Source organism: Salinisphaera sp. S4-8, assembly GCF_040361235.1.
GTDB lineage: Bacteria > Pseudomonadota > Gammaproteobacteria > Nevskiales > Salinisphaeraceae > Salinisphaera.
Window position 1 is genome coordinate 17862 of the sequence record NZ_APNF01000008.1, and the last position, 12244, is coordinate 30105.

At 64.0% G+C, this 12244-nt stretch carries 10 protein-coding genes; 9 read left to right on the forward strand and 1 reads right to left on the reverse strand.

Going from position 1 to position 12244, the window contains the following annotated elements:
* Positions 1 to 12 precede the first annotated feature (12 nt).
* From S4A8_RS12980 to S4A8_RS13005, 6 genes are all read left to right on the forward strand, one after another.
* On the forward strand, positions 13 to 669 hold the full coding sequence (locus S4A8_RS12980) for a phosphatidylserine decarboxylase (RefSeq protein ID WP_353177702.1): 657 nt from the start codon (positions 13 to 15) through the stop codon (positions 667 to 669).
* A 46-nt stretch (positions 670 to 715) separates the two neighbouring features.
* Positions 716 to 1483, forward strand: coding sequence for a CDP-alcohol phosphatidyltransferase family protein (locus S4A8_RS12985; protein WP_353177704.1), 768 nt, complete (start codon positions 716 to 718; stop codon positions 1481 to 1483).
* Positions 1484 to 1541: 58 nt separating this feature from the next.
* The gene (locus S4A8_RS12990) at positions 1542 to 2423 is read left to right on the forward strand and encodes a uracil-DNA glycosylase family protein (protein ID WP_353220470.1); all 882 of its coding nucleotides are present in this window, start codon (positions 1542 to 1544) and stop codon (positions 2421 to 2423) included.
* A complete protein-coding gene (gene rimI / locus S4A8_RS12995; RefSeq protein ID WP_353220471.1) occupies positions 2420 to 2887 on the forward strand; it encodes a ribosomal protein S18-alanine N-acetyltransferase in 468 nt (155 codons plus the stop codon). The genes S4A8_RS12990 and rimI overlap by 4 nt, the downstream gene beginning before the upstream one ends.
* Before the next feature lie 10 nt (positions 2888 to 2897).
* Entirely contained in the window at positions 2898 to 4163 is a 1266-nt protein-coding gene (locus tag S4A8_RS13000) for an MFS transporter (protein WP_353220472.1), read from the forward strand.
* Positions 4164 to 4389: 226 nt separating this feature from the next.
* Complete coding sequence (locus S4A8_RS13005; protein WP_353220473.1) at positions 4390 to 5283, forward strand: tetratricopeptide repeat protein; 894 nt, start codon at positions 4390 to 4392, stop codon at positions 5281 to 5283.
* Positions 5284 to 5495: 212 nt separating this feature from the next.
* On the opposite strand, the gene S4A8_RS13010 is transcribed toward S4A8_RS13005, so the two are convergent.
* A complete protein-coding gene (locus S4A8_RS13010; protein ID WP_353177714.1) occupies positions 5496 to 6113 on the reverse strand; it encodes a TetR/AcrR family transcriptional regulator in 618 nt (205 codons plus the stop codon).
* A gap of 211 nt (positions 6114 to 6324) precedes the next feature.
* On the opposite strand from S4A8_RS13010, the gene S4A8_RS13015 reads away from it, so the two are divergent.
* The 3 genes from S4A8_RS13015 to S4A8_RS13025 are packed head-to-tail and all read left to right on the forward strand — an operon-like array spanning position 6325 to position 12232.
* A complete protein-coding gene (locus S4A8_RS13015) occupies positions 6325 to 7614 on the forward strand; it encodes an efflux RND transporter periplasmic adaptor subunit (RefSeq protein ID WP_353220474.1) in 1290 nt (429 codons plus the stop codon).
* Positions 7611 to 10817: an efflux RND transporter permease subunit gene (locus S4A8_RS13020; protein WP_353220475.1), complete on the forward strand. Its 3207-nt coding sequence runs from the start codon at positions 7611 to 7613 to the stop codon at positions 10815 to 10817. Before S4A8_RS13015 ends, S4A8_RS13020 begins: the two co-directional genes overlap by 4 nt.
* Positions 10814 to 12232: an efflux transporter outer membrane subunit gene (locus S4A8_RS13025; protein WP_353220476.1), complete on the forward strand. Its 1419-nt coding sequence runs from the start codon at positions 10814 to 10816 to the stop codon at positions 12230 to 12232. The genes S4A8_RS13020 and S4A8_RS13025 overlap by 4 nt, the downstream gene beginning before the upstream one ends.
* The last annotated feature ends 12 nt before the right edge of the window (positions 12233 to 12244 follow it).

Sequence of the window (12244 nt, forward strand, 5' to 3'; positions counted from 1 at the left end):
GGGGTCCGGCGCATGCGGCGCAAGACGCTCTTTCATCTCGTGCCGGAAGGTTGGGCCGTTTTGGTCGGTCTGGCCACGGCGTTCTTCGTATTGAACGCCGTGGCCGGCTTCTGGGCGGCCTGTCCGATCCTGCTGCTGCTGGTGCTGGCCGGGCTGTACTTTCGCGATTCGCCGCGCAATGTACCGGCCGAGCCGCTGTCGATCGTTGCCCCGGTCGACGGCACGGTGATCCACCGCCGTGAATGCTACGACCCCTTTCTCGACCGCGAGGCCATCAAGCTTTCGTTGCGGGTCGGCCTGTTGGCCAATTACCTCATCCGCTCGCCGGTCGAGGGCACCGTCTTCGAACTTTCGGGCGAATCGGTCGAAAACCTCGACGGCTGTGCCTCGCATATCCGGACCGACGAGGGGGACGATGTCATCATCGTCATTCGCGAAGGGCGACTGTTCGGCCTGCGCCCCTGTCGCAGCAATTACGGCGAACGCGTCGGCCAGGGCCGCTGTTGCGGCATGCGCCGGTTTGCTCGGCGGGTCGATTTGTATCTGCCGGTGAATTCGCGCGTGGAAGTCGAACTGGGCGACAGTGTGCGTGGCGGGGCCTGCGTGCTTGCCAAGCTCGTGCACAAATCCAGCACGCGTCGCGATAACGGTGAACAAACGACCGACTGACGCGGTGCCTATAGGTCTATGCCACGCGGTGCTTTAGACTTGTCCCATGAGTGATACCGAATCCGGGCGGGAAATCCGCCGCAAGCGGGGCATCTATCTGCTGCCCAATCTGTTTACCACCGGCACGCTGTTCGCCGGTTTCTACTCGATCATCGCGGCCACCCAGGGCCGGTTCGTGGTGGCGGCCGTGGCCATTTTCGTGGCCATGCTCACCGATATGCTCGATGGGCGCGTGGCACGACTGACCCATACCGAGAGCGATTTCGGTATTCAGTACGACAGCCTGGCCGATCTGGTGTCCTTCGGGCTGGCGTCGGGTTTTCTGGCCTATGTCTACAGCTTGGAAAGTCTGGCCTATTACAGCGATGTGGCCGGCAAGCTGGGCTGGCTGGCGGCGTTCTTCTATACCGCAGCCGCTGCGTTGCGCCTGGCACGTTTCAATATCACCCGTGGCGGGGCGACCGAGAAGAAGATATTCCTGGGCCTGCCGAGTCCGGCTGCTGCCGGTCTGCTGGTTGGCTTCATCTGGGCCGGCGCGGATTTCGGCTTCGATGGCAGCCATCTGGTGCTGGTGGTGTTCGCGCTGACGCTCGCCGCCGGCGCGTTGATGGTGTCGAACGTGCGCTATGCCAGTTTCAAGGATCTAGATTTCGGCGAGCGCGTGCCGTTTCGCTATATTCTGATCATGCTGGTGGTGTTCGTGGCGATCGTGATCGATCCGGCACGTATCCTGTTTCTCGGTTTTCTGATCTATGCATTGTCCGGGCCGGTGCAGGCACTACGCCGACGCCGGCGTCGTCACACGCCGGGCTGAATACCGGCGCCTGTGCTCGCGGGCCCGAATACGGTAACGCTCATGGCGGCAGCGGATCATGACTCCCGACGCTCGTAAACGTCTGCTCGACGGCCTCGGTCTGGTCGATTGGCGTATGCGCCCCGATCGCCTGGCGGCTGCGCCCACCGCGCCGGCGGATCATGCCCCGGCCCTGCGCGAACCGGCGCCGCCTGCGACTGATCCGCAGCCTGATGTGGCGCCCGCGGCCTCGGCCGTCGGCGAACCCGCGGCGGCGACGGCCGCGCCAGACCACGATACGCAGACGGTTGCACCCAATCCGTCGGTCGACGCGCCGGCACCCGCAGCCGCGCAAGCGCCAGCCGAGCCAGCGCAGGGGGCGGCCGCGCCAGCGCAGGGGTCGGACGTATCGCGCATGGACTGGGACGAACTCGAAGCCTGGCTTGCCACCCGCGATCATCGCGGTGCGAGCCGACCGGTATTCGGCATCGGTGCGCGCGATGCGGATGTGCTGATTGTGGGCGAAGCGCCGGGCGCGAACGAGGATGCCCAGGGCGTGCCGTTTGTCGGGCGTGCCGGCAAGCTGCTCGATCGCATGCTGTTCGCAATCGGCTGCTCGCGCGATACCAATGTCTATATCACCAATATCTGCAAGTTCCGCCCACCCAACAACCGCGACCCCAACGCCGACGAAGTGGCCGCGGATTGGCCGGTGCTCGAACGCCAGATCGAGCTGATGGATCCGAAGCTGGTGGTCGCGGTCGGGCGCGTGGCGGCGCAGACGTTGCTCGACAGCACGCAAAGTCTTGGCAAGCTGCGGGGCACGCTGCATCGCTACCCGCGCCGCGAGCTGGATGTACTGGTGACTTATCACCCGGCGTTCTTGTTGCGCAGTCCGGGCCAGAAGGCCAAGGCCTGGGCCGATCTCAAGCAGATCGCACGGCGGATCGCCAGCGCATGAGCGTCGAGCCGCGCCAGCTCATCGAAGTGCGGGGCATGCGTGCCCGCGATGTGCCGGCGGTGCTGGAAATCGAACGGCTTTCCTACGGTTACCCCTGGAGCGAGCGCATCTTTCACGACTGCCTGCGGGTGGGTTATCGCGGCTGGGTGGCGACCGATCTGGATGCCCGTGTGCTTGGTTATACGTTTTTGTCGGTGGCGGTCGATGAGGCGCATGTGCTCAATCTGTGTGTCGCGCCCGAGGCGCGTGGCCATGGCGTGGCCGATCGCCTGCTCGATGCATTGATCACCCAGGCGCGGCACCACAATGCCGAGCGTGTGCTGCTGGAAGTACGCCCATCCAACAAGGCTGCTCGCCGTCTGTACAAACGGCGCGGTTTTCAACGCATTGCCACCCGGCCGGGCTATTATCCGGCGCCGGACGGGCGTGAAGACGCCTTGCTGCTCGAACTCACGCTGGTCTGACGGGAAAAATATGAGCCAATCGCACGATCGGCGTGCCCAGTTCGGCTGGGCTGTCTACGACTGGGCCAATTCGGCGTTCTCGACCACGGTCGTGGCCGGCTTTTTCCCCATCTTTTTCAAAAGCTACTGGAGTTCGGGCCACGCCATGGAAACCAGTACGCTACAGCTGGGCGTGGGCAGCGCGCTGGCCAGCCTCGTCGTGCTGTTTCTCGCGCCCCTGCTGGGGGCGATCGCCGATCGCAGCCGGCGCAAGAAACCCGGGTTGGCGCTGGCGACCGGGATTGCCGTCGCGGCGACGGCCGGCCTGTTCTTCGTGGGTGAAGGCCAATGGCTGGCAGCCCTGGCGCTGTTCGTGATTGCCTCGGCTGCATTCTTTCTGGCCATGGTCTTCTACGACGGCCTGATCGTGGATGTGGCCACGCCGACCGACTACGACCGTGTGTCCGCGCTGGGCTACGGGCTGGGTTATCTCGGCGGCGGTCTGCTGCTCGCGGTCAATGTGGCCATGACGCTGTGGCCGGAGGTTTTCGGCCTGGCCGACCGCGCGGCCGCGGTGCGCTGGTCGTTTCTGAGTGTGGCCGTGTGGTGGGCGCTGTTTTCGTTGCCGGTATTCGTCTGGGTGGATGAGGCCCGCGAGCACGACACGCCTGGCGCCGGCAAGGCCCTGCGCGAAGGTCTGTCCGAGCTCAAACAGACCGCGCGTCGCATTTTCAGCGAAAAGCCGGTGCTTACCTTCCTGGTGGCCTACTGGCTGTATATCGACGGTGTGCACACGATCATCCGCATGGCGGTGGATTTCGGGCTCAATCTGGGCTTTGGCCAGACCAGTCTGATCACTGCGCTGCTGCTGGTGCAGTTCATCGGTTTTCCTGCGGCGGTGGCCTTCGGCTGGCTGGCCTCGCGCTGGGATACGAAAAAGGCGATTTATCTCGGCCTGGCCGTGTATGCGGCGGTGACTGCCTGGGGCTATTTCCTGGCCCACGAATGGCAGTTCTATGTCATGGCCATGGTCATCGGACTGGTGCAGGGCGGGGTGCAATCGTTATCGCGCTCCTATTTCGCCCGTCTGGTGCCCGACGGTCGCGCGGGCGAGTATTTCGGTATCTACAACATGATGGGCAAGTTCGCGGCGGTCATCGGCCCGCTGCTGGTCGGGGTGACGGCCGCTGCCACCGGCAGCGCGCGGCTGTCGATTCTGTCGGTATTGGTACTGTTCGTCGCAGGCGGCTGGCTGCTCACCCGCGTGGATGCGCGCCAGGCGCCGAGCGCTGGTTGAGGCCCGTAACCGGCCCCGGCGTGATCGTCCGCGCTAGCGCCGAAAATAGCCGACCAAGGGGGCGGTTGTAGTCCTGAATTAATAATAGGCACATAGCGTATAGGCGGGCAGGCCAGGTCGGGACCGATAACTGCGCTATGCTCGGGGTAGGGGGAATTCACGGGAGACGTCGATGTCGCGCCGCCGGCTGATAGCCAGTGTCTTGTTAGTGGGCGCGCTGTGCTCCGTGCCATTGTTAAGCCTGGCCCAACCGCAACAAATACGCTTTGATGCGCTGCGTGCGCGTATCGACCACTGTCATTTCCGCCATAGCGACCAGACGTTGGACTATCAGAGTCAGGCGTTGATGCTGTCGTTGGCAATGCAGGATATGACGACGCTGAACGACGGCCAGCGTCTGGCGAATCTGACCCATGACTTGATGGTCGCCTACCAGCGTCTGGACCTGTATGTGGTGGCGTTGCCGATGTCCGAACTGCTCACGGTCATGGCGCCGGACAACAGCCATTATTGGCAAGACCATGCCTTTGGCCTGGCGCAGCTAGGCCGTATCGACGAATCGTTCGAAGCCTTGCGGCGTTCGCTCGCACTCGCCCCCGACGATCGCTTTTCCCTGATGATGCTGGGTGATCTCAAACTGCGTGTCGGTGAAGACGAACTGGCCTTGCCGGCCTATCAGCGCGCCTACGAAAAAAGCGCGACCGATGCCGATCGACTGTATGCGCTGTTGTCGCTCTACCCGCTCTGGCGCAGCGCGGATCGCGCGAGTGCCGACGACAAGCTCGCCGCGGCACTCGACGATATCGAATCGCACGTATGGCCGCGCGCCCTGGTCGAGGTGCTCGGCGGGCAACGCGCCAGCGCAGGGCTGGCCGACGAGCTGTTCGATAGCGAGCGGGTAAAAACCTGCGCGTTTAGCCGCAACAGGCTGTTCGAAACCTTTTATCACGCGGCCAATCTCGCCCTGGCCAACGAGGATTCCCAGACGGCACTCACCCTGTATGCGCAGGCGGCCGAGCTGGTGCCGGTCGGCGCCAATCGTGAATTGTTGCTGCTGGACAAGCGTCTGTACGACCTGGGCGCTGGCCCGCCGCCGGTGGCGATCGACGCCACCGAGTGATCCGTGTATTTGGCGCCTACCAGGAACCACCCGAACGCCGGCGCACTGCGACCGTAGCCACGCGTAATCGGCGGCGGCTTGCATGGGCTTGTCGCTGTCGTCGATGAGCCAGCAAGAATGTGCGGTTTGCAGCGATAGTGCGGTCGTATCGGTACGCGCAAGGCGAGTCGGGCCATCGGCGTGCACCGCCGATTGACGTCTGTCTGCGCGCGCTATATCTCGCTCGCGCTTTCGGGACTGGGAACGAATGCCTTGATCACGGCCTCGGCCGCGCTCACCACATTCTGGGCCGGGCCGCGGTGATCGAAGAACGTCAGCGGCGACAGATAGGCGCCTTCCCACAGCAGCATCAACGTATCGCCGAGCGCGTCCGGCGTGGGCGCGCCCAATTCGCGGGCCAGCTGGCGAAAACGCTGGCGCATTTCGGTTTTGTATTCCTCGATGATCGCCTTGGCCGGATGGTCGGTCTCGGATAGCTCGACGGCGACATTCGAAAGCGGACAACCGCGGGATGATTCGGCACAGGTTTCGATCAGATGCGCCTTGAACAAGGCGCGGGTCTGGGCCAACGGGTCGCCGCGATAGCTTTCGAGCGTGGCCTCCCAGTGGGCAATCCCTTGCTCGACTTCGTGGCGGACATATTCGGCGACCAGCTCGTCCTTTGAACCGAAGGCCCGGTAGAAGCTCATCTTGTTGGTGTTCGCGGCCGACACGATCGCGTCCACGCCGACCGCGCGTACCCCCTGTTTGTAGAACAGCTCACAGGCGGCCGCGAAGATTCGATCGCGTACGCGGGGCTTCTTTTTTTGAGAAATAACTTCTTCGTTCACAGCGGCTTATCACTCTGCGTGCACTTCGGCACACTATTTTTCTTGAAATGTTACTGACCGGTAACTAACATCAGGCTCAAGACGTTACCGGTCGGTAACATGTCGCAAGAATCGGCTTGTTGCCGAACGATGTCAAGCCGCCAGGGTGCGCTACACGATGGCCCGGCGCTACCGGTTTCGAGCCCGCTCGTCACCGTCCAAGGGAGTTTTCATGGGTAAGTGGAATATTCGGTCGCCCCGGGCGATCGCAATGGCGGTGACCGTGGCGGTTGGCGCCGGTATAGCGCTCATGTATGCGCTGTATCAACCCGGCGCAGCCCAGCCGCAGGCCGAAGCGCCGCCGCCGGCCGCGGTGACCGTGGCCCCGGTGGTGGTGAAACCGCTGCACGCCTGGCAGGAATTCACCGGTCGTTTGCAGGCAGTGGACAGCGTCGAAGTACGCCCGCGCGTGAACGGGTATATCGATCGCGTCGGGTTTGCGGACGGCGCCGTGGTTGCCAAGGGTGACCTGCTGTTTCAGATCGATCCGCGGCCGTATCAGGCCGAGGTCGATCGACTGGCCGCGCAAAAGCAGCGGGTCGCCTCGGATCTGGCCCTGGCACGGGCCGATTTTCAGCGTGCCCGGGAATTGCGCCAGGCCGAGGCGATCGCGAGCCAGGATTACGACCAGTTCAAGGCAGCCGAGAGTGCAGCCAAGGGTGAGCTGGGCGCGATCGAGGCCATGCTTCGTGCCGCGCAGCTGAACCTGGCGTTCACCCAGGTGCGTGCGCCCATTGCTGGGCGTGTATCGCGGGCCAACATCACCGCCGGCAATCTGGTGGATAGCACGGCCGTGCTCACGACCGTGGTATCGCAGGACCCGGTGTATGCCTATTTCGATGTCGACGAGCAGGCATTTCTTCGTTACACCCAGCTCATGGGCCACGGCGCCGCTACGGATGTAACGGGTGTCTTCATGGGGCTGGTCGATGAAAAAGGGTATCCGCATGCGGGTACGCTCGATTTTGTCGACAATCAGGTGAACCCGGATACCGGCACCATCCGTGCACGGGCCCGCTTTGCCAATGCCGACGGGCGCTATACGCCAGGGCTGTTCGCGCGCATGCGCCTGGTCGGCGGCGCGGCGGCCGATACCGTGCTTATCGACGATCGCGCGGTCGGCACCGATCTCGACAAGCGCTTCGTACTCAAGCTGACTGCCGATAACGAGGTGGTCTATCAGCGTGTGGAAATGGGCCCGGCCATTGGCGGGCTGCGGGTCGTGCGTTCCGGGCTCGAGCGCGGGGATGTGATTGTCGTCAACGGCTTGCAGCACGTCATGCCGGGCCAGCGTGTTGCCCCGCAACGGGTGTCGATGACCGCCGACAGCGATGCACTCGAACAGCTGGCCCAGGTCACGGCGCATGGCGAGGATCTGGCGCTGGTCTCGGAGGAGAGCTTGCCGGCGCTGTATATCGATCGCGCACGCGGTCTGGTGGCGCTGGCCGGGCGTAACCAATGAAATTCTCCCAATTCTTCATCGAACGCCCGATATTCGCGGGCGTACTGTCGACGATTATCCTGCTCGTCGGCCTGCTGGCGCTGCCGTTGCTGCCGATCAGCGAATACCCGGAAGTGGTGCCGCCGACGGTCGTGGTCAAGGCCAGTTATCCGGGCGCCAACCCCAAAGTCATTGGCGATACTGTGGCTGGCCCGCTGGAGCAGGCCATCAACGGTGTCGAGGGCATGCTCTATCAGTCGTCGCAGTCGACAGCGGATGGCGTGATGACGCTGACCATCACCTTCGCCCTGGGCACCGATCCGGACAAGGCACAGGTGCTGGTACAAAACCGGGTGGCCCAGGCCGTGCCGGAGTTGCCCGAAGAAGTTCAACGCCTGGGCGTGACCACCAACAAGGCCTCGCCCGATCTGACCATGGTGGTTCACCTGGTTTCGCCCGATGCACGCTATGACCGGCTGTATCTCGCCAACTATGCGCTGGTGCGGGTCAAGGACGAACTGGCGCGTCTGGATGGCGTGGGCGATGTCCAGGTATTCGGCGCGGGCGAATACGCGATGCGCGTCTGGCTGAATCCGGACAAGCTCGCCAGCCGGAACATGGCCGCGGGCGATGTGGTGGCCGCCATTCGCGATCAGAACATCCAGGTCGCGGCGGGCCAGCTGGGCGCGCCGCCTACGCGCAGCAGCGCGGATTTTCAGCTCCTGATCAATACCAAGGGCCGGCTGACCAGCGCCGAGGAGTTCGAGAACATCGTCGTCAAGACCGGTGAATCGGGCCAGATCACGTACCTCAAGGATGTCGCGCGCGTGCAGATGGGCGCGGATACCTATGCACTGCGCGCGCTGCTGGACAACGCCCCGGCGGCGGCCATTCCCATCTTCCAGCGCCCCGGCAGCAACGCGCTCGAGATTTCCGAGCAGGTGCGGGCCAAGATGGCCGAGCTCAAGAAGCGTTTTCCGCAGGGCCTGGATTATCAGATCGTCTACGACCCGACGGTGTTCGTACGCGAATCCATCCGTGATGTGGTGCATACGCTGTTCGAAGCGATCGTGCTCGTCGTGCTCGTGGTCATTCTGTTTCTGCAGACCTGGCGCGCGTCGGTCATCCCGCTGATCGCGGTGCCCGTATCGCTGATCGGCACCTTCGCCGTGATGTATCTGTTCGGCTTTTCGTTGAACGCGCTATCGCTGTTCGGGCTGGTGCTGGCGATCGGCATCGTGGTGGACGACGCGATCGTGGTCGTCGAGAACGTGCAGCGTAATATCGAGAACGGCCTCAAGCCGGTCGATGCCACGCGCCAGGCCATGCGCGAGGTCACCGGGCCGATCGTGGCCACGGCGCTCGTACTGTGTGCAGTGTTCGTGCCCACCGCGTTCATCAGCGGCCTGTCGGGCCAGTTCTACAAACAGTTTGCGCTCACCATCGCCATCAGCACGGTCATCTCGGCGTTCAATTCGCTGACCCTGAGCCCGGCGCTGTCGGCGGTGTTGCTCAAGGAGAAGGGCGCCGCGCCGGATGGGCTCACGCGCGTCATCAATGGTCTGTTCGGCTGGCTGTTCAGGCCCTTCAACCGATTCTTCGCGGCAGCGTCCCATGGTTATGTACGTGGGATCGGCCGGATCTTTCGCATGGGTGGCATCGCCGTGCTGATCTATGGCGGGCTGATTGCACTGACCTGGCTTGGCGTTACCCAGACGCCGACCGGCTTCGTGCCGCAACAGGACAAGCAGTATCTGGTGGCTTTCGCACAATTGCCGGATGCGGCCACCCTGGACCGCACCGCAGCGGTGATCCGTCGCATGGGCGATATCGTCGCCGAGCAGCCGGGCGCCGAGAGCGCGATCCAGTTCCCGGGGCTCAATATCAACGGCTTCACCAATAGCCCCAATACCGGCATCGTATTCGTGTCGCTCGACCCGTTCGAGGCGCGTACCAGTGACGCACTGAGCGCAAACGCCATCGCGGGTGCACTCAACCAGAAGTTCGCCGCCATTCAGGAGGCCTTCGTGGCCGTTTTCCCGCCGCCGCCTGTCAACGGTCTCGGCACGATCGGCGGTTTTCGCATGCAGATACAGGATCGCGGCGATCTGGGCTCCGAGGCCCTGTATGAGCAGACGCAGAAACTCGTTGCCGCCGGTAACGCCGACCCTGCGTTGGCCGGGCTGTTTACCGGTTTCCAGCAAAACGTGCCGCAGATCGATGCCGAGGTGAATCGCGACAAGGCCATCGCCCAGGGGGTGAACCTGCAGCAGCTGTTCGACACAATGCAGGTGTATCTAGGTTCGCTGTATGTAAACCAGTTCAATCGTTTCGGGCGGACCTACCAGGTGAATGTCCAGGCCGAGCCGGAGTTTCGTCTGGAGCCGGACGACATCCTGCACCTGAAAACCCGCAATGCCGATGGCCAGATGATCCCGCTGGGCGCGTTCGTCACGCTGAATGCGTCCTCCGGCCCGGATCGGATCATGCACTACAACGGCTATGCCACTGCCGAGATCAACGGCGGTCCGGCGCCGGGGTTCAGTACCGGGCAGGCGCAGGCCGCGATGGCGCGGGTAGCCCAGCAAACCCTGCCCAATGGCATGAGCTTCGAGTGGACCGATCTGACCTACCAGCAGATTCTGGCGGGCGATACCGGCATGCTCATTTTCCCGCTGGTGGTGGTGCTGGTATTTCTGGTGCTCGCCGCCCAGTACGAGAGCCTGGGCCTGCCGCTGGCGGTGATTCTGATCATGCCGATGGTGCTGTTCTCGGCGCTGCTCGGCGTGCAGATCTCGGGCGGCGACAACAACATCTTCACCCAGATTGGGCTGATCGTGCTCGTCGGTCTGGCGAGCAAGAACGCGATTCTGATCGTCGAATTCGCCCGCGATCGTGAGGCCGAAGGCGAGGGCCCGCTACGCGCGGTACTCGACGCCGCCCGGCTGCGGCTACGTCCGATCCTGATGACCTCGATGGCGTTCATCATGGGCGTGGTGCCGCTGGTTACCTCGACCGGCGCGGGTGCGGAAATGCGCCGTGCGATGGGCGTGGCCGTGTTCTCCGGGATGATCGGTGTGACCCTGTTCGGGCTGATGCTGACGCCACTGTTCTACCTGCTGGTCCGCAAGGCCACGCGTGCGCTGGTTGGCCTGCGTGCCGGGCGCCACACGACCGCGCCGGTTGCGGATCGCCTGGCCAGCCCGGGCGGAGAGCAGCCATGAAATACGCATTCGCTGTTCTGATGGCGCTGGTATCGGCTGGCTGTGCGGTGGGTCCGGACTATACGACGCCGGCGACGCCGCCGGCCCAGCTGCAATCGCTGCGTGAGGGTGGGTTTGTCGAACGCAGCCCGGAGGCTGCCTGGTGGCAGCAGTTCGACGATGCCGAACTCGATTCGCTCATCACGCGGGCCCTGGATGCCAATCTCGATCTGCAGGGCGCGCTGGCCCGGGTACGCGCGGCGCGGGCGGTATTCGCGGGCGAAAAATACGACTACGCGCCGCATGTGCCGCTCGATGCCCGCTATACGCGCAGCGATCGGCAGCAGCCGGGTCTGGGCGATCGCCCGGTTGATACCGAGCAGTACAGCCTGGGTTTCGATGCGCGCTGGGAGATCGATCTGTTCGGCCATGTACGACGCTCGGTCGAAGCCGCGCATGCCGATCTCGAAGCCGAATGGCAGGCGTTGCGATTCGTGCAGGTCACGGTCGCGGCCGAAGTGGCACGCAACTACTTCGAAATGCGCGGCGCCCAGCGCCGCATCGCGGTGGCGCGAGACAATCTCGACAACGCGCAACGCACGCTCGAGCAGACACGCATTCGTTACCGGATCGGCACGATCTCGCCGATCGACGTCTATCGCAGCCAGGCCCGCTACAAGGCCATCGAGGCGAGCATTCCGCCGTTGCAGGCCAGCGAGCAGCGTGCGGCATTGCGTCTGGCCGTGTTGCTGGGCCAGCGTCCGGGCACGCTCGATCGCGAATTGAAGCCCGCACGTATTGTCCCCTATGCCAAGGCGTTGCCGATCGGCGATACGCGCCGGCTGCTGCAGCGCCGGCCCGATGTGCTGGCGGCGGAGCGGCGGCTGGCCGCCGCGACGGCACGTGTGGGCGTGGCCAGCGCCGATCTGTTCCCGCGGGTGAGCGTGAACGGCTTCGTCGGCTTCATTTCCGGCAGCACCGCCGACCTGTTCGACTTTAGCGCCGATGGTGCGCGTGCCTGGTCGGTGACGCCGACGGTTAGCTGGGCCGCGTTCGACTTCGGCTCGTTACAGGCACGGCTCACGGCGCGCAAGGCCCAGGCCGATGGTGCGCTCGCCGATTATCAGAAGACCGTGCTCGTCGCCCTCGAAGAGACCGAAAACAGTCTGACCACCTATGCCAAGCAGCAGGCGCAGCTGTATCACCTGGTCGAACAGGCCGTGGCTGCCGGGCGTGCCGCCGAGCTGGCGGGCGTGCAATACCGGGCCGGCAGCCTGGATTTTCTCGACCTGCTCGATGCCCAGCGTGAGCAGCTGGCCGTGGAGGACGCGGTGGCCGTTGCCCAAACCGCGGTCAACGTCAGTGTTGCCGGCATCTACAAAGCGCTGGGCGGCGTGGGCCAGCCCGAACACACCGAGATGGTGGGTCTGAGATAAGCCGGGTATGCC

Coding starts and splice junctions, on each gene's coding strand:
- rimI (WP_353220471.1), top strand. CDS start 2,420: ATGAGCGTCGAGCCGCGCCAGCTCATCGAAGTGCGGGGCATGCGTGCC.
- S4A8_RS13020 (WP_353220475.1), top strand. CDS start 7,611: ATGAAATTCTCCCAATTCTTCATCGAACGCCCGATATTCGCGGGCGTA.
- S4A8_RS12990 (WP_353220470.1), top strand. CDS start 1,542: ATGACTCCCGACGCTCGTAAACGTCTGCTCGACGGCCTCGGTCTGGTC.
- S4A8_RS13025 (WP_353220476.1), top strand. CDS start 10,814: ATGAAATACGCATTCGCTGTTCTGATGGCGCTGGTATCGGCTGGCTGT.
- S4A8_RS13015 (WP_353220474.1), top strand. CDS start 6,325: ATGGGTAAGTGGAATATTCGGTCGCCCCGGGCGATCGCAATGGCGGTG.
- S4A8_RS12980 (WP_353177702.1), top strand. CDS start 13: ATGCGGCGCAAGACGCTCTTTCATCTCGTGCCGGAAGGTTGGGCCGTT.
- S4A8_RS13000 (WP_353220472.1), top strand. CDS start 2,898: ATGAGCCAATCGCACGATCGGCGTGCCCAGTTCGGCTGGGCTGTCTAC.
- S4A8_RS12985 (WP_353177704.1), top strand. CDS start 716: ATGAGTGATACCGAATCCGGGCGGGAAATCCGCCGCAAGCGGGGCATC.